Annotated in this window: 18 protein-coding genes; 1 reads left to right on the top strand and 17 read right to left on the bottom strand. The window is 74.3% G+C overall.

All coding sequences use genetic code 11. The features are described from left to right. Window positions 1-173: 173 nt before the first annotated feature. From SK069_RS01470 to SK069_RS01540, 15 genes are all read right to left on the bottom strand, one after another. Window positions 174-1,958, bottom strand: a complete 1,785-nt coding sequence (locus SK069_RS01470) for an AMP-dependent synthetase/ligase (RefSeq protein ID WP_319952402.1) — start codon at window positions 1,956-1,958, stop codon at window positions 174-176. 203 nt (window positions 1,959-2,161) lie between these two features. Continuing rightward, a complete protein-coding gene (locus SK069_RS01475) occupies window positions 2,162-3,298 on the bottom strand; it encodes a M50 family metallopeptidase (RefSeq protein ID WP_319952403.1) in 1,137 nt (378 codons plus the stop codon). Between the two features lie 69 nt (window positions 3,299-3,367). Further along, window positions 3,368-4,558 (bottom strand): 1-deoxy-D-xylulose-5-phosphate reductoisomerase, encoded by a 1,191-nt coding sequence (dxr, locus tag SK069_RS01480; RefSeq protein ID WP_319952404.1) that lies wholly within the window; start codon window positions 4,556-4,558, stop codon window positions 3,368-3,370. Continuing rightward, complete coding sequence (locus SK069_RS01485) at window positions 4,555-5,763, bottom strand: phosphatidate cytidylyltransferase (protein ID WP_319952405.1); 1,209 nt, start codon at window positions 5,761-5,763, stop codon at window positions 4,555-4,557. Before SK069_RS01485 ends, dxr begins: the two co-directional genes overlap by 4 nt. Before the next feature lie 56 nt (window positions 5,764-5,819). Continuing rightward, window positions 5,820-6,521 (bottom strand): polyprenyl diphosphate synthase, encoded by a 702-nt coding sequence (uppS, locus tag SK069_RS01490; RefSeq protein ID WP_319952406.1) that lies wholly within the window; start codon window positions 6,519-6,521, stop codon window positions 5,820-5,822. Between the two features lie 13 nt (window positions 6,522-6,534). After that, a complete protein-coding gene (gene frr, locus SK069_RS01495; RefSeq protein WP_319952407.1) occupies window positions 6,535-7,107 on the bottom strand; it encodes a ribosome recycling factor in 573 nt (190 codons plus the stop codon). A gap of 52 nt (window positions 7,108-7,159) precedes the next feature. Continuing rightward, the gene (gene pyrH / locus SK069_RS01500) at window positions 7,160-7,888 is read right to left on the bottom strand and encodes a UMP kinase (RefSeq protein WP_319952408.1); all 729 of its coding nucleotides are present in this window, start codon (window positions 7,886-7,888) and stop codon (window positions 7,160-7,162) included. Between the two features lie 33 nt (window positions 7,889-7,921). After that, window positions 7,922-8,791 carry a translation elongation factor Ts gene (gene tsf / locus SK069_RS01505; RefSeq protein ID WP_319952409.1) on the bottom strand — a complete coding sequence of 290 codons (870 nt, stop codon included), beginning with the start codon at window positions 8,789-8,791 and terminating at the stop codon, window positions 7,922-7,924. After that, window positions 8,791-9,735 carry a 30S ribosomal protein S2 gene (gene rpsB, locus SK069_RS01510; RefSeq protein WP_319952410.1) on the bottom strand — a complete coding sequence of 315 codons (945 nt, stop codon included), beginning with the start codon at window positions 9,733-9,735 and terminating at the stop codon, window positions 8,791-8,793. Before rpsB ends, tsf begins: the two co-directional genes overlap by 1 nt. Before the next feature lie 146 nt (window positions 9,736-9,881). After that, window positions 9,882-10,823, bottom strand: coding sequence for an RluA family pseudouridine synthase (locus SK069_RS01515; RefSeq protein WP_319952411.1), 942 nt, complete (start codon window positions 10,821-10,823; stop codon window positions 9,882-9,884). After that, entirely contained in the window at window positions 10,820-11,329 is a 510-nt protein-coding gene (lspA, locus tag SK069_RS01520) for a signal peptidase II (protein WP_319952412.1), read from the bottom strand. The genes SK069_RS01515 and lspA overlap by 4 nt, the downstream gene beginning before the upstream one ends. Beyond that, window positions 11,316-11,630 (bottom strand): YggT family protein, encoded by a 315-nt coding sequence (locus SK069_RS01525; protein WP_319952413.1) that lies wholly within the window; start codon window positions 11,628-11,630, stop codon window positions 11,316-11,318. Before SK069_RS01525 ends, lspA begins: the two co-directional genes overlap by 14 nt. Continuing rightward, window positions 11,627-12,379 (bottom strand): pyrroline-5-carboxylate reductase family protein, encoded by a 753-nt coding sequence (locus SK069_RS01530; protein ID WP_319952414.1) that lies wholly within the window; start codon window positions 12,377-12,379, stop codon window positions 11,627-11,629. The genes SK069_RS01525 and SK069_RS01530 overlap by 4 nt, the downstream gene beginning before the upstream one ends. Window positions 12,380-12,498: 119 nt before the next feature. Beyond that, a complete protein-coding gene (locus tag SK069_RS01535) occupies window positions 12,499-13,074 on the bottom strand; it encodes a cell division protein SepF (protein WP_319952415.1) in 576 nt (191 codons plus the stop codon). An 84-nt stretch (window positions 13,075-13,158) separates the two neighbouring features. After that, entirely contained in the window at window positions 13,159-13,767 is a 609-nt protein-coding gene (locus SK069_RS01540; RefSeq protein ID WP_319952416.1) for a TetR/AcrR family transcriptional regulator, read from the bottom strand. 40 nt (window positions 13,768-13,807) lie between these two features. Between SK069_RS01540 and SK069_RS01545 the strand changes: the two genes are divergently transcribed. Further along, window positions 13,808-15,343, top strand: a complete 1,536-nt coding sequence (locus SK069_RS01545; protein ID WP_319952417.1) for an MFS transporter — start codon at window positions 13,808-13,810, stop codon at window positions 15,341-15,343. 20 nt (window positions 15,344-15,363) lie between these two features. Here SK069_RS01545 and SK069_RS01550 read toward each other — a convergent pair whose 3' ends face one another. Continuing rightward, the gene (locus tag SK069_RS01550) at window positions 15,364-16,041 is read right to left on the bottom strand and encodes a YggS family pyridoxal phosphate-dependent enzyme (RefSeq protein WP_319952418.1); all 678 of its coding nucleotides are present in this window, start codon (window positions 16,039-16,041) and stop codon (window positions 15,364-15,366) included. Continuing rightward, window positions 16,029-16,793 (bottom strand): peptidoglycan editing factor PgeF, encoded by a 765-nt coding sequence (gene pgeF, locus SK069_RS01555; RefSeq protein WP_319952419.1) that lies wholly within the window; start codon window positions 16,791-16,793, stop codon window positions 16,029-16,031. Before pgeF ends, SK069_RS01550 begins: the two co-directional genes overlap by 13 nt.

The raw sequence follows: 16,793 nt of genomic DNA on the forward strand, positions 1-16,793 counted from the left end.
CGCGTGGCCACGCTCTCATACGCGCCGGACCCGTGCCAGTGCGCCAACGGCACGAGTGGCGCGCCACGTGCTGTCCGATCGGACAGTGCCCGGTGCGCGCCTCGTTCGGGATCGGTCCCCCCCCGGCCGACCCGAGGTCGGCGGCCGGCGCCTCAGCGCGGATCCACCGATGCTCAGGCGTAGAGCGCGTCGATCTCCGACGCGTACTTCGCGTCGATCGGCTTGCGCTTGAGCTTCATCGTCGGCGTCAGCTCGTCGCCGCCCGGCAGCCAGTCGCCGCGCACGATCTCGAACCGCTTCACCTGCTCGACCCGCGAGAGCTTCGCGTTGCCGGCGTCGACGCCCTTCTGGATCTCCTCGCGGACCCGCGGGTCCTCCGCGAGCGCCTCGAGGTCGCCCTCGATCCCGTTGGCCGCCGCCCACGGCGGCGTGAAGTCGGCGTCCAGCACGATCAGCGCGACGTTGTACGGACGCGCGTCGCCGATCACCGCGACCTGCCCGATCAGCGGATGGGCCGACTTGATCGCGGCCTCGATGTTCGCCGGCGACATGTTCTTGCCGGCCGCGTTGATGATGAGCTCCTTCTTGCGGTCGACGATCGTGAGGTAGCCGTCCTCGTCGAGCGTCCCCACGTCGCCGGTCCGGAACCAGCCGTCGTCGGTGAACGACTCGCGCGTCTTCTCCGGCAGGTTGCGGTAGCCCCGCATGATCGTCGGGCCCTTCAGCAGGACCTCGCCGTCCTCGTCGAGCTTGATCTCCATCCCCGGCACGACGGGACCGACCGTGCCGATCTTGATCCGGTCGGGCGGGTTCAGCGTGCCGCACGCGCAGCCCTCCGACATCCCCCAGATCTCCGCGATCGGCAGCCCGATCGCGTGGAAGAACTCGATCACCTCGCGCGGCGTCGGGGCCGCGCCGACGTTGATCGACTCCGCCCGATCGAGGCCGAGCATCCCGCGCAGCGGCGCGAAGACCTGCTCGTCGGCGGCGGCGACCGCCGCGGCGAGCTCCTCGGGCACCGGCTCCCCGGCCTGCTCGAGGGCCACCTTCCGGCGCGCGGCGTCGATCGCGCCCTGCACCTGCTCGCGGCGCTCGTCGGGCTGCGAGGCGAGCATCGCCTCCAGGCCCGACTTCAGCTTCTCCCAGATCCGCGGGACCGCGAAGAACCACGTGGGGTGCACGGCGGCGAGGTACGCCGAGATCTGCTTCGGGTCCGGGCAGCAGGTGATCTCCAGCCCGAACAGCAGCGGGGCGTAGTAGTGGGCACCGCGCTCGGCGATGTGCGCGGCCGGGAGCCACGAGATGACGCGACCGCCCTGCTGGAGCTTCGCCACGCGCCCGATGCTGTCCATCGCCGCGATGAGGTTGCGGTGCGTGAGCTCCACGCCCTTCGGCGGCCCGGTGGTGCCGGAGGTGTAGATGAGCGTCAGAAGATCGTCCGGCCGCAGCGCCGCGGCCTGGGCGTCGACGTCGAAACCGGCGTCGGCGTCGGCCTCCACCGCGGCGAGCGTCATCGCGCCGTCCGGCGCGTCCCCGTCGACGACCACGACGTGGCGCAGCCCCGGCGCGAGCTGCTGCGCGGCGAGCACGCGGTCCACGAACGCCTGCTCGGTGACGACGACCGCGATCTCCGCGTCGCCGACGATGTAGGCGATCTGCTCCGGCGAGGAGGTCTGGTACAGCGAGACCGGCACGGCGCCCAGCGACGTCGCGCCGAGGTCGAGCGGGAAGAACTCGGGGCGGTTGCTGAGCAGCAGCCCGACGCTGTCGCCCCGGGCGACGCCGAGGCTCGCGAGCCCGGCCGCGGCGGCCCGGCGACGGGCGTCGACCTCGCGCCACGTCCAGGAGACCCCGTCGTCCTTCGTGCGCACGAGGACGTCGTCGGGCTGGCGCTCCAGCCCCTGCCGGAAGGCGTCCAGCATGGTGGTCACGGACGTCGCCGCGTCGGTCGCGCTCATGGTGCTCCTCGGTCGTTCTCGGCCCGGCGCGCCGCGGCGGTCGCCGCCGGCGTGGGACGCCTACGGCGCGAGCGTACCGCCCCCGCGCGGGTCCCGAGCAGGTGTCAGGTGCACCCCGGAGGACCCGGCGGTGTGGCGCGGGCACACCCGAGGGGCCGTCCTCCCGTCCCCGACGGCACCGGCCCGACGGCCGGTGCCCAGGGTCAGCGGACCTGGAACCCCTCGCCGAAGATGCGCCCGACGTCGTTGTAGAAGCCGAGGCCGAAGATCATGATCACGAGCGCGAAGCCCACGACGCTCGCCCGCTCGAGCCACGCGTAGGGGATCGGCCGCCCGCGGACGCGCTCGGCGATCGCCCAGAAGATGTGCCCGCCGTCCAGCGGCAGGAACGGGAAGAGGTTGATGATCGCCAGCGACAGGCTGATGACCGCGAGCACCTGGATCGCGCGGCTCGTCGAGAGCTCGAAGCTCTGCCGCGTCACCTCGTAGGAGCCGACGACGCCCGAGACCTCCTTCCGCGCCTGGCTGTCGTAGACGAGCCGGACGATCGCCTCGCCGGTGAGCTTCGTCACCTGCCAGAGGTACTCGACCCCCTTGCCGGCGGCGTCGAGGCGATCCGTGTCGACGTCCGCGACGCCGTAGCCGTACCCGAGCAGCATCCGGCCCTCGGTGTCGGCGGCGCTCGGCTGGGCGACGTACCGGGGGGTGACCTCCGCCGTGCGCCGCGTCCCGTCGCGCTCGTAGACGATCCGCACCGGCGTCGTCGCCCGGCAGCCCTCGCGCGTCGCGCCGCCGGCGCAGCGGTGCGCGCTGACGGCGTCGCGCATCGCGACGAGGCGCCGCTCGACGTTGTCGATCGTCAGCCCGGCGGCGAACCCGGGGCGGCCGTCGACGCTGATGATCCGGTCGCCGGGCTCGAAGACCGCGGCTGCCGGGCTGTCCTTCTGCACCGAGTCGACGACCGGCGCGAGCGACGGCACGGCACCCTTGCCGCCCCACAGCAGGACGATGATCACGATCGCCAGGACGACGTTCACGATCGGGCCCGCGGCGATCACGACGATCCGCTTCCACACCGGCTGGCGGTAGTAGGCGCGCTCGGCGATCTCCGGCGGGAGCTCCTCCCGCGGGTCCATGCCGGTGATCTTCACGTAGCCGCCGAGCGGGATCGGCCCGACGGCGTACTCCGTCTCCCCTCGCCGGACGCTCCACAGCGGCTTGCCGAAGAACAGCGAGAACCGCTCCACGCGCATGCCGACCGCCTTCGCGGCGGCGAAGTGCCCGAGCTCGTGGAGGACGATCAGCGCGGCGAAGCCGAGGAACGCGAGGACCCATGACACGGCGAGGAAGGGTGACACAGCCGCATGTGCGCCCGATCAACGCCTCTCGGCGAGCCCGCGCGACGGGGCTCAGACGCGGGCGGCGACGAGCGTCTCGGCGTGCTCGCGCGCGCGCCGGTCGGCGTCGTAGAGGCTCTCGAACGCGCGGACCGGGCCCGACCCGAGGGCATCGAGCGTGGCCTCGACGATCGCCGGGATGTCGAGGAACCCGATCCGGCCCGCGAGGAACGCGTGTACCGCGATCTCGTTCGCGGCGTTCAGCACGCACGGCGCCGTGCCGCCGGCCTCCCCCGCCTCGCCCGCCAGCCGCAGGCACGGGAACGCGTCGAGGTCGGGGCGCTCGAAGGTCAGCTGCCCGACGGCGGCGAGATCCAGCGGCTCCAGCGGCAGCGGCACCCGGTCGGGGTGGTGCAGCGCGAAGGCGATCGGCGCGCGCATGTCCGGCAGCCCGAGGTGCGCCAGCGCGGCGCCGTCGCAGAGCGTGACGTACGAGTGGACGATCGACTGCGGGTGCACGACGACGTCGATCCGGTCGTACGGCGTCCCGAACAGGTGGTGCGCCTCGATGACCTCGAGACCCTTGTTCATGAGCGTCGCGGAGTCGATCGTGATCTTGCCGCCCATCGCCCAGGTCGGGTGCGCGAGCGCCTGCTCGATCCCGACGTCGGCCAGCTCGTCGCGCGAGCGGCCGCGGAACGGGCCGCCGGAGGCGGTGAGCACGAGGCGCTCGATCGTCCCGAGCCGCGGACCGCCCGCGGGCGCCTCCGCCCCGCCGGACTCGCCCTCCACGAGCTGCCACAGCGCGGAGTGCTCCGAGTCGACCGGCAGCACCCGGGCGCCCGTGGCCTCCGCGAGCTGCATCACGAGCTCGCCGCCGACGACGAGCGACTCCTTGTTCGCGAGCGCCAGGTCGATGCCCTCCCCGAGCGCGGCGACGGTCGGGCCGAGGCCCGCGGCGCCGACCAGCGCGTTCAGGACGAGGTCGGCGCCCGCCTCGACCACGAGTCGCACGAGCCCCTCCGGCCCGGCGAGCACCTCGCCCTCCGGCCATGCGTCGGCGGCGCGCGCCGCGGCGTCCGCGTCGGCCAGGGCGATCCGCGGCACGCCGTGCTGCCGGGCCTGCGCGACGACGGCCTCCCAGCTGCGCCCCGCGGCGAGGCCCACGACCGCGAAGGCGTCCGGGTCGGCCCGCTCGACGACGTCGAGCGCCTGGGTGCCGATCGACCCGGTCGAGCCGAGCAGCAGCAGCCGGCGGGTCACGACACGCCGCCCATCGCCAGCCAGACGTAGAAGCCGGCGACGATCGCGAACATCGCCGCGTCGAGGCGGTCGAGCACGCCGCCGTGGGGACCGAACAGCGTGCCCGCGTCCTTCGTGCCGGCGTCGCGCTTCAGGAAGCTCTCGAAGAGGTCGCCCGCCGGTGCGGCGATCGCCACGGCGAGGCCGAGCAGCAACGCGTCGGTGCCGCTGAGCCAGTCCTGGTAGAGCCCGGCGAACCACGTCGCCACGACCGCCGTGACGATCCCGATCAGCAGGCCCTCGACGGTCTTGTTCGGCGAGATCCGCGGCGCGAGCTTGTGACTGCCGAAGAGCCGCCCGCCGAGGTACGCGCCGGTGTCCCCGAGGAAGGTGCCCACGAGGACGTTCACGACGATCCCGCCGCCGTGGTCGCTGTCGCGCAGCAGGACGGCGTGGCCGAGGGCGAAGCCGATCCAGACGACGCCGAGGAGCGTCACCGCGACGCCGGGCATGCCGCCCGGCGGGACGGAGATCGCCACGGCGAGGAAGATCAACGGGATCGACGCCACGAGCGCGGTCGTCATGCCCTCGCGGCCCCAGAGCGCCGCGGAGACGATGATCGCCAGGACGCCGGCGCTCGAGGCGACGAGCGACGGCCGCGTCCGGGCGAACATCCGGCAGAGCTCCCAGACGCCGATCAGGCCGAACGCGGCGATGCCGACGACGAAGATCCAGCCGCCCTGGGCGACGAGGAGGATCGCGACGATCGCCGCGGGGATCGCGACGAGGACGCGTGCGCCGAGGTCGCTCCCGCCGCCGCGGTCGGAGGGCGAGCGCACGGTCTCGATCGCGTCCTCGAACCGCTCGAGGGCCTCGATCTCGTCGGCGACGTCGTCGGCGGGGGGCGCGTCGGCGCGTCGCGCGCGGCGGCTGCGACCGCGCACGCGCTGGTCGCGGTCGACCAGGCGGGAGTCGTAGGTCGCGTCGTCGGCCTCGACGATGACGTCGCGGTCCCGCGGCCGTCGGGGCGCGGGCAGGGGGTCGGCCGTCTCGTAGGTCAGCTCGTCGGAGCTCGTCACCGACCGATCGTCGGTGCCGCGGGTGCCCCGTCGACGACGCCGGCCCCGCTCGGCCGGCTCGAAGTCGCCGAACTCGAGCTCGAAGCGCGCCTGCCGGCGCCGGCCCCGCGGCGGGACGGGCGTGGGGTCGAGGTCGTCGTCGGCCACGTCGGCATCATCCCGATCGCGGCCGTCGGACGCCCCACCGCGGCGCGGGACCGGCATCAGGCGGTCCGCCCGCCGAACCGTCGCTGGCGGGACGCGTACTCGTCGAGGCAGCGCTCGAACGCGGCACGATCGAAGTCCGGCCAGAGCTCCGGCGCGAAGACGAGCTCGCTGTAGGCGCACTGCCAGAGCAGGTAGTTCGAGATCCGCTGCTCGCCCGAGGTGCGGATGAGGAGGTCCGGCTCGTGCATGTCGGGCGCGTAGAGGAGCTGCGCGAACGCCTCCTCGCCCCCGCCCTCGTAGCGCGCCGCGGCGTCGAGGATCTCGGCGCGTCCGCCGTAGTTGAACGCGACGAAGAGCGTGATCGTCTCGCCGCCGGCCGTCTCCTGCTCGGCCCAGTCCATCCGGTCCAGCAGCGCCTGGTCGACGCCCTCGCGCCGGCCGATGAACCGCATGCGGGCGCCCTCGTCCTTGAGCTCCGGGGTCTCCCGCTCGATCCGCTCGGCGAACATCGCCATGAGCCCGCGGACCTCGGCCGCCGGCCGGCTCCAGTTCTCGGTCGAGAACGAGAAGACGGTGAGCTCGCGGACGCCCAGCTCCGCGGCGTCGCGCAGGCGCTGGCGCACGACGTCGGCGCCGGCGCGGTGGCCCTCGGTGACCGGGACGCCCTCCCGCTGGGCCCAGCGGCCGTTGCCGTCGGTGATGATGGCGACGTGGCGTGGTCGCGCCGCCTCGGCGGCGCGCTCGACGGTCTCGGTCACGAGCGGCGCGGCCTCAGACCTCGAGGATGTCCGCTTCCTTGGCCTTCAGCGCGCCGTCGAGGTCGCCGATCTTCGCGTCGGTGACCTTCTGGAGGTCGCCCTCGGCGCGGCGCTCGTCGTCCTCGCCGATGTCGCCGTCGCTCTTCAGGCTCCGGAGGTCGCCGAGGACGTCGCGACGGACGTTGCGCACGCGGACGCGGCCCTGCTCGGCGATCTCGCGGGCGACCTTCACCATCTCGCGGCGCCGCTCCTCGGTCATCTCGGGGATGCCGAGGCGGATGATCTTGCCGTCGTTGGAGGGCGTCACGCCGAGGTTGCCCTCGGAGATCGCCTTCTCGATCGTCTTGATCGCGCTCGGGTCGTACGGCTGGACCGTCAGGAGGCGGGCCTCGGGCGCGTTGATCTGCGCGAGCTGGCGCAGCGCGGTCGGCACGCCGTGGTAGTCGACGACGACCCGGTCCAGGAGGTTCGGGCTCGCGCGGCCCGTCCGGACGGAGGCGAACTCCGTCTGCGTCTGCTCGACGGCCTTGGACATCCGCTCCTCGGCGTCGGCCAGCAGCTCGTCCAGGATCGACTCGTCGGGCATCAGGGGACCTCTCGGTGGTGGGACGTCGTGCGGCGGCGCGGGAGACGCCGCGTCAGGCGTTGCGGACGATCGTGCCGACCCGCTCGCCCGACACTATCCGGACGATGTTCTGCTCGTCGTCCATGTTGAAGACGTGGATCGGCAGCCGGTTCTCCATGCAGAGCGTCAGCGCCGTGGAGTCCATGACCCGCAGGCGGCGCTCGATCGCCTCCATGTGGGTGAGCTCCGGGATGAGCTCGGCGGAGGGGTCCACGCGCGGGTCCGCCGTGAGGACGCCCTCGACCCCGTTCTTCGCCATGAGGATGGCCTCGGCGTGGATCTCGGTGCCGCGCAGCGCGGCGGCCGTGTCCGTCGTGAAGAACGGGTTGCCGGTGCCGGCCGCGAAGATCACGACGCGCTGCTTCTCCAGGTGCCGCTCGGCGCGGCGCCGGATGTACGGCTCGGCGACCTCGGTGATCGTCAGCGCGGTCTGCGTGCGCGTCTGGACGCCGAGCTTCTCCAGGGCGTCCTGCAGCGGCAGGGCGTTGAGGACCGTCGCGAGCATGCCCATGTAGTCGGCCGTCGCGCGGTCCATGCCGTCGGCGGCGCCGGACATCCCGCGGAAGATGTTCCCGGCGCCGACGACGATCGCGACCTCGACGCCGAGGTCGTGGACCTGCTTGATGGCCCGAGCGACCGCGGCGAGCCGCTCGGGATCGGTGCCGTACTCCCGCGAGCCCATGAGGGACTCGCCGGAGAGCTTCAGCAGGACGCGCCGGAACGTCGTCGAGGCCTCGGTCATGCCGGGGATCCTGGCAAGGCGTCCGGCGCGCGACTACTCGCCGACCTGGAAGCGCACGAAGCGGGCGACGGTCACGTCGCCGACGTCCTTGCGCAGCTGGTCGATCGTCTTGCCGCCGTGCTTGTCCGGGTTGATGTGCTCCTGCGGCAGGAGGGCGATCTCCTTGAGCCACTTCGAGAGCTTGCCCTGGGCGATCTTCTCGCGGATCTCCGCGGGCTTGCCCTCGGCCTCGGCCTGCTGCTCGTAGACGCGCAGCTCGGCGTCGCGCTGCTCCTGCGGCACGTCCTCCGGCGCCACGTACTGCGTGGCCGGGATGGCGGCCACGTGCATCGCGACCTCCTTGCCGAACGCCGCGCGGGCGTCGGCGTCGGCCGCGCCGTCGACCTGGACCGCCACGCCGACCTTGCCGGTCGCGTGGATGTAGGTCTGGATCGTGCCCTCGCCGTCGACGGCGAAGCGCTCCGCGCGCCGGATGACGACGTTCTCGCCGGTCGTGGCCGACAGCTCGGCGCGCAGCGCCTCCACCTGCTGGCCGTCGAGCTCCTGCTCGAGCAGCGCCGCGGTGTCGACCGGGCCGGCCGCGCCGTCGGCGGCCAGGAAGCCGGCGATCCGCTTCGCGAAGGCGATGAAGTCGTCGTTGCGGGCGACGAAGTCGGTGTTGCAGTCGACCTCGACGAGCGCGCCGCGCTTGCCGTCCTCGCTGACGACGGCCTGGACCGTGCCCTCGGCCGCCTCGCGGTCGGCGAGCTTGCCGACCTTGTTGCCGAGCTTCACCCGGAGGAGCTCGACGGCCTTGTCGAGGTCGCCGTCCGTCTCCTGCAGGGCCTTCTTGCAGTCCATCATGCCAGCGCCGGTCTTCTGGCGCAGGGCCTTCACGTCGGCCGCGGTGATCGTGGCGCTCATCAGGCGTTGCTCTCCTGCGGCGCGGACGTCGCCTCGCCGCTCTCGGGGGTGGTCTCGGCGGCGGGCGCGGCCTGCTCGGCGGCGGCAGCGGCCTCGGCCTGCGCCTGGGCCTCCTGGCCCTGGGCGGCGGCGGCGCTCTGCTCCTCGGCCTCGAGGCGACGGGCGTCCTCCGCCTCGCGGCGGGCGGCCTCCTCGGCGGCGCGCTGCTCGCGCTCGGCGGCCTCGCGGGCCCGGCGGGCCTCCTCGGCCTCGTACCAGGCGAGGGCGCCCGAGGCGGCCGCGTCGCCGACGGCGTGCGCGATGAGGCTGCAGGAGCGGATGGAGTCGTCGTTGCCCGGGATGACGTACTCGACGCCGTCCGGATCGACGTTCGTGTCGGTCAGCGCGACGACCGGGATCCGGAGCTTGCGCGCCTCCTCCACGGCGATCTTCTCGGTGTTCACGTCGATCACGAAGACCGCGTCGGGCGTGCGGCGCAGGTCCTTCACGCCACCGAGGTTGATCTGGAGCTTCGCGAGCTCCTTGCGGCGCGCGATGCGCTCCTGCGACGGCAGGAGCTCGAGCTGGCCCTGCGACTCGAGCTGCTCGAGGTCGTTGAGGGTCTTGATCCGGCGGCTCGACGTCTGGAAGTTCGTGAGCAGGCCCGGCGACCAGCGCTGGTTGACGTACGGCATCCGGGCCGACTCGGCGGCGTGGCGGATGGCGTCCTGCGACTGGCGCTTCGTGCCGACGAAGAGCACGGTGCCGCCACGCTGGGCGAGGTCGGAGACGAAGCCCTGAGCGGCCTTCAGCAGCTCGACCGTCTGGAGCAGGTCGATGACGTGCAGGCCGGCGTGCTCGCCGTGGATGAACCGCGCCATGCGCGGGTTCCAGCGCCGGGTCTGGTGTCCGAAGTGGACGCCCGACTCCAGCAGGTCCTTGATGCCGACTTCGGCGACGGACATGGGGTCTCCCTTGGGTGAAGGACGGTGCAGCCCGCCGGTCCGCCTCGCGCTCCCGAGTGGCTCGGGCAGGGACGCGTGACGGGGTCGTCCGGCGGGGTCGTGATGACAGGACGATCCGGCGCCCGGGACGGGCGCGGACACCGAATTCAACCAGACCGGGCGATCGCGAGCGCTGCGGCGAGGTCGTCGGGCAACGGCGACTCGACGGTCAGCCGCTCGCCCGTCACCGGGTGGTCGAACGTCAGCCGCTGGGCGTGCAGGAACTGCCGCTCGAGCCCCAGCCGCGGACCGCTGCCGTGGGGAGCGCCGTACTCCGGGTCGCCGACGACCGGCAGGCCGATCGCCTGCAGGTGGACGCGGATCTGGTGCGTGCGCCCCGTCTCGAGCCGCACCCGCAGGAGCGTCGTGCGGGGCAGGAGCTCCTCGATCGCGAAGTGCGTCACCGCGCGACGCGGCGCGTCGGTGTCCAGCGAGTGCCGGGTGCGGTGCCGGCGGTCGCGCCCGATCGGCGCGTCGATCGTGCCCGTGCGCGCGTCGGGGCGCCCGTCGACGAGCGCGAGGTACTCGCGGGTGACGGTGCGCTCCCGGATCGCCTCCTGCAGCGCCCGGTGCGTGGCGTCGTCGCGCGCGATGAGCAGCAGCCCCGACGTCTCCCGGTCCAGGCGGTGCACGATGCCCGGGCGCTCCGGGTCGCCGCCGGGCGGCGCGATGCCGGCGAGGTAGCCCGCGAGCGCGTCGACGAGCGTCGGCTGGCCCGGGCCGTGGCCGGCGCCGGCATGGACGACGAGCCCCGCCGGCTTGTCGACGACGAGCAGGTGCTCGTCCTCGTGGCGGATGGCCGGCGGCGGGACGTCCGCGCGCGGGGCCGGTGCCTCGGGCGTCGCGCGCTCGATCTCCAGCGTGATCCGCTGGCCGGTGCGCACGATCGCGCGCTTCGCGGCCGGCGCGCCGTCGACGAGCACGCCCCCCGCGCCGATCGCGCGCTGCGCGCGGGCGCGCGACCCGCACGGCTCGGCGAGGACGACGTCGAGCCGCTCGCCGTCCTGCTCGCCGGCGACGACGAGCTCGACGCGCTCGACGTCGGTCATCCGTGCGCCTGCGCGCGGGAGCGCGCCTCGCGCTCCTCGCGCCGGTGGTCGCGCTCGACGACGTAGACGAGGAGCAGCATGCCGACGACGATCGAGACGTCGGCGAGGTTGAAGGCCGGCCAGTTCGGCGGCTTCAGGAAGTCGATGACCGCGCCCTCGAGGATCCGGTCGATGATGTTCCCGACGGCCCCGCCGAGGAGCATGCCCGCGGCGAGCCAGGCCAGCGGGCGCGTGCGGTTGCGCAGGAACCAGACGGCGAGCGCCACGAGCGCCACCGACACGAGCAGCCCGACGACGACCTGGGACCCCGCGAAGCTCGAGAACGCCACGCCGTCGTTGCGGACGTGCACGAGGTCGATGAGCGGCAGGAACGACTCGCGCTGGCCGCGGTCCAGGGCCTGGACGGCCAGGCGCTTCGTCAGCTGGTCGAGGACGAGGACGGTGACGGCGACCGCGGCGACGCGCTTCAGCGCGAGCTGCGAGAGCCGCGCCTCAGCCTTGGACAAGGCGCACCACCAGGCTGCCGACGACGTTCAGGACGAGGATCGCCACGATCGGCGAGAGGTCCAGCGGGCCCAGCGGCGGGATGAACCGCCGGAACAGCCCGAGGTACGGCTCGACCGCGTCGCGCAGGAACGTCTCGACCGCGTTCGTCGCCGCGTTGTACGGGATCCGCACTCCCGCCGTGCGCAGGAGCGACAGCAGGATGTAGGCGATGATGAGGATGAAGTAGACGAGGACGAGCGCCTCGATGAAGTCCGCGACCTGGTCGCGGGCGGTGGCGAGGACGACGGTCGCGAGGCTCATGCCGCACCCGCCGCCGCGTCGAAGGCCGACTGGATCGTCTCGCGCAGGTTGCCGCGGTCGAGCTCGCGCAGCCCCCGGGCCGTCGAGCCGCCGGGCGACGTCACCGCGCGGCGCGTCGCCAGCGTGTCGTGGTCCCGGGCGGCCAGCAGCGCCGCCGAGCCCTCGATGCCCGCCGCCACCATCCGTCCGGCGACGTCGGGGCTCACGCCGTGCCGGACCGCCGCGTCGACGGTCGCCTCGGCGAGGACCGCGACGTAGGCGGGCAGCACCCCGAAGATCGCCGTCGCCGCGGCGATCTGGGCCTCCGGCAGCTCGACGACCGTCGCGGCGCGGGAGAGCAGCTCGCTCAGCGACGTCCGCAGCGCGGGGTCGCCATCGGCGTCGGCGGCGAGCGCGATCACGCCCTTGCCGACCGCGCTGGGGGTGTTCGGCATGATCCGCACGACCGGCCGGTCGGGATAGGCCTCCCGCAGGCGCGCCAGCGGCACGGCGTTGAGCAGCGAGAGGACCGCGCGAGCGTGCGGCGCGACCGTGGCGGCCGCCTCGTCGAGCTGCCCGGGCTTGTGGGCGAGCACGACGACGTCGGCCTGCTCGGCGAGGGCGGCGGCGGTCGCCACCGCGCGGCCGCCGGTGGCCTGTGCCAGCGCCTCGGCACGCTCGGCGGCCGGATCGAAGGCGAGGACGGGCTCGCCGATGCCCCGCGCGAGCGCGGTGGCCATGTTGCCCGATCCCAGGAATCCCAATCGCATCAGCGACGGCAACGGTACCGGTCGGCCCGACGGGACGGACCGCTGCGCCGCCGCGGCCGCACCGGGCGTCGGACGCCGCCGTCGCGGCCGGCGGTCGGCCGGCCCGGACGGCGGTGCGGCTAGGACTGGTTGAAGAAGCCCTTCTCGATCAGCTGCGCGCGCTCCTCCGCGGAGATCGAGACGTTCCGCGGCGTGAGCATGAAGACCTTGTCGGCGATCCGCTGCATCCCGCCGTCGAGCGCGTAGGTCAGGCCGCTGGCGAAGTCGATCAGCCGCTTGGAGAGGTCGGTGTCCGACGTCTGCAGGTTGATGACGACCGGGATGTCGTCCTTGAACTTGTCGGCGATCTGCTGGGCGTCGTTGAACGACTTCGGCATCACGAGGTGCACGCGCGCGGCTCCTTGGACGGACGACCTGCTCGGGGCGAGCGAGCGTGACCCGCCGACCGGGCGCAGGTGCGAGCCGCCGCCGGGGTCGTCGTCGCTGAAGATGTCGTCGAAGTCCTCGCGGCGCCGACGGCGCTCGCCGAGCCGGCGCACGGGCGCGGGGGCCGGCTCGGGCTCGCGCTCGCGCGCTCGGCCGCGATCGCGCCGGTCGTCCTCGTACTCGTCGTCGTACTCGTCCCCGTAGGGATCCCGCTCCTCGGCGAGGGCGAAGTACACGAGCACCTTGTGCCAAGCGTCGCGGAAGGCCATGACAGGGCCGTCATTCTCCCACCGACGGCGTGTTCCTGCCCGCAGCGCGGCCGAACGTCGTCGGGACGCCCCGGCGGGCCGGGCTCACGGGGTGTCGGCGGCCTCGAGCCACCCGGCCGCCTGGCCGAGCACGCGGTCGGCGTTCCGCCGCGCGCGGGCCCCGTCGCCGCTGGCGAGGAGCTGCAGCGCCACCCCGTCGGCGATGGTGATGACGAGCTGCGCGGCCTCCGCCAGGCGATCCGGGTCGACGGGCCGCCGGGCGCCCGCGGCCAGGGCGTCGGCCACGACGGCCTCGTAGTCGGCGTAGTTGCGGGCGGCGACGGCGCCCGCCGCCGGCGTGCGGCGAGCCCACAGCACGAGCTCGTAGAGCGCCGCCGACTCCCCCGGGTTGCGCTCGAGCTCCTCGACGTACGCGCGCACGAGGACGCCCGCCGCCGCCGCGACGCCCATGCCGGTGCGGACGCGCTCGGCCGCCACGCCCGCGGTGACGGCCACCCAGTGGTCGAGGACGGCGGTGACGAGCGCCTGCTTGTCGGGGAAGACGTAGTGGATGCTGCCGAGCGGCACGTCGGCCTCGGCGGCGATCCGGCGGGTCGTCGCGCGGTCGAGGCCCTCGCGGGCGATGACGCGCGTGGCCGCCGCGATGAGGTGCAGCCGGCGCTCGGAGGACGGGAGGTGGCGTCCGCGGGCCATCGCCGACGAGGGTACCCGTCCGCGCCGGTATCTTGGTCACATGACCAACTCAGGGGACGCGGCCGCCGACCGCCGGCGCGCGTGGCTCGGGATGGCGACGCTCGCGCTGCCGACGTTCGTCCTGGGGCTCGACATGACGGTGCTGCACCTCGCCGTGCCGGAGATCAGCCGCGACCTCGCGCCGTCGAGCTCGGAGCTCCTGTGGATCGTCGACGTCTACGGGTTCCTCATCGCCGGCTTCCTCATCACGATGGGCACGCTCGGCGACCGCATCGGCCGTCGGCGCCTGCTCCTCGTCGGCGGCGCGGCGTTCGCCGCCGCGTCGGTCCTCGCCTCCCTGGCCGACAGCGCGCTCCTGCTCATCCTCGCCCGCGCGGTGCTCGGGATCGCCGGCGCGACGCTCATGCCCTCGACCCTGGCGCTCATCCGCGAGCTCTTCCCCGACGAGCGCGACCGGACCGTCGCGATCTCCGTCTGGGCGATGGCCTTCTTCGGGGGGATGGCGCTCGGCCCGGCGATCGGCGGCGCGCTGCTCGAGGCCTTCGCGTGGGGCTCCGTCTTCCTCTTCGCGGTCCCGATCATGCTCGGGCTGCTCGTCGTCGGGCCGCGCTGGCTGCCCGAGGCGCGCGACCGCGACGCGGCGGCGCGACTCGATCCCGTGAGCGTCCTCCTGTCGCTCGTGGCGATCATCGGCTTCATGTACGGCGTGAAGCGGACGGCGGAGCACGGCGCCGACCTCGTGCCGGTGGCGGCGATGCTCGGCGGCCTGCTCGTCGGCGCGCTGTTCCTGCGGCGCCAGGCGCGGCTGGCCGATCCGCTCCTGGACCTCGGGCTCTTCCGCGCGCCGGGGCTCAGCGCGGCGCTCGGCACCCAGACGCTCGCGGTCCTCGCCCTCGGCGGCGTCCAGTTCTTCTTCGGCCAGCACCTCCAGCTCGTCCACGGCTACGACCCGCTTCCCGCCGGCCTGCTGACGATCCCCGGGGCGATCGCCGGCATCGTCGGCTCGCTCATCGCGCCGGCCCTCGCCGCGCGGATCCGGCCGGCGTTCGTCATCGCCGGCGGCCTGGCGCTCGCCGCGGCGGGGCTCTGCGCGTTCGTCGCGGTCGAGCCCGGGACGCCCGTGGCCTGGCCCCTGCTGGCCTACGCGCTGATCTCGTTCGGCGTCGGCCCGATGTTCACGCTCTGCGCGGACCTCATCGTCGGCAGCGCGCCGGAGGAGCGCGCCGGCTCGGCCGGCGCCCTGTCGGAGACCGGCAACGAGCTCGGCTTCGCGCTCGGCATCGGCCTGCTCGGCTCCGCCGGCGCCGCGATCTACCGCGGCGCGATCGACGTCCCGGCCGGGGTGCCGGCGGAGGCCGCGCGCCACGCCGAGGACACGCTCGGCGGGGCGCTCTCGGTCGCCGCCGGCCTGCCGCCCGAGCTCGCCGCGGCCCTGACGAGCGACGCCCGCGCCGCCTTCGTCGACGGCATGGCGCTCTCGGGCGCGATCGGCGCGGTCGTGGCGATCGGCGCCGCCGCGCTCATCGGGACCGCGCTGCGCGGGCGTCCGGCGGGCTCGGCCGGCGGCGGCCACTGACGCCGGACGACGTCGCGCGGTCAGTCGCGCAGGAGGCCGCTGCCGAGACGCACGACGGTCGCGCCCTCCTCGACGGCGACGAGGTGGTCCTGCGTCGTGCCCATCGACAGCTCGCGCAGGCCGTGGCGCTCGGCGAGCTCGCGCAGCGCGGAGAACCACCGACGGCTGTCCTCGGGGTCCTCGGCGAACGGCGGCATCGTCATGAGCCCCGCCACCGGGACCGGGCACCGCTCGAGGTACGCCGGCAGCTCGTCCGGGGCGATCCCGCTCTTGGCGTCCTCGCCGCTGACGTTCACCTCGAGCAGCACGTCGAAGCCGTCGGGCGCGAGGTCCCGGTGACGCTCGAGACGCCGCAGGACGCTGTCGCTGGCGACGGAGTGGATCCGTCGCACGTGCGGCAGGACGTCGGGCACCTTGCGCGACTGCAGGTGCCCGATGAACTCCCACCGCAGCGCCTCGGCGCCCGGCAGCGCGACCTTCTCCTGCAGCGCCTGCGCGCGGTTCTCGCCGACGAGCGTCACGCCCGCGCCGGCCAGCAGCGGGACCTGGTCGGGGACGAGGTACTTCGTCGCCACGAGCACGTCGACCGCCGCCGGGTCGCGGCCGGAGCGCGCGCACGCCTCCGCGATCCGCTCGCGCGTCCGCGCCAGCCGCGCGGCGACCGCGTCGGGATCGATCCGCTCGATCAGCGCAACCACGCGATCCCCGCCTGTCGCCCGGTGCGGCCGGCGTCGCGCCGGTGCGAGAACCAGCGGTCCGGGTCGCAGATCGTGCAGCGTCCGCTCTGCAGCACCTCGGCGACGCCCGCGGCCCGCAGCCGAAGCTCCGCCGCGGCCGGCAGGTCGGCGTGCGCGCCACGGCGCACGGCCGGTCCCAGCGGCGCCAGCGCCGCGTGGACCTCGGCGCCGACCTCGTAGCAGCAGGGCCCGGCGCCCGGCCCGACGACCGCGGTGATCTCCCCCGTCCCGCCGACCGCGCGCAACCGGGCGACCCCGGACTCCAGCACGCCGCCGACGAGTCCCCGCCAGCCGGCGTGGACCATCGCGACGGCGCCGTCCGCCACGAGGGCGACCGGCAGGCAGTCCGCGCACAGCACGACGCACGGCGTCGCGGGCAGGCCCGTCGCGGCCCCGTCGGCGTCGCGGACCCGCTCCAGCGCCGCGCCCGGCAGGTCCTCGTCGCCGGCGACGGCGAGGACGTCGGAGCCGTGGACCTGGTGCGCCTGCGCGAGCCGCTCCTGGCCGACGTCGGCCAGGGCCGCGAGGCGGCGGCGGTTCTCGCGCACGGCGGCCGGATCGTCGTCCGTCCAGGTCCCGAGGTTCAGCGACGCGTAGGGCCCCCGCGAGACGCCGCCGGCGCGGCCGGTGAAGCGCACCGAGGCGCCGCCGACGTCGCAGCCGAGCGCGCCGTCGCGCCACGTGAGCTGCGGGTGCAGGGCCGGGCCGGACAC

Source organism: Patulibacter brassicae (assembly GCF_033949425.1).
In the GTDB taxonomy this organism is placed as follows: Bacteria; Actinomycetota; Thermoleophilia; order Solirubrobacterales; family Solirubrobacteraceae; genus Patulibacter; species Patulibacter brassicae.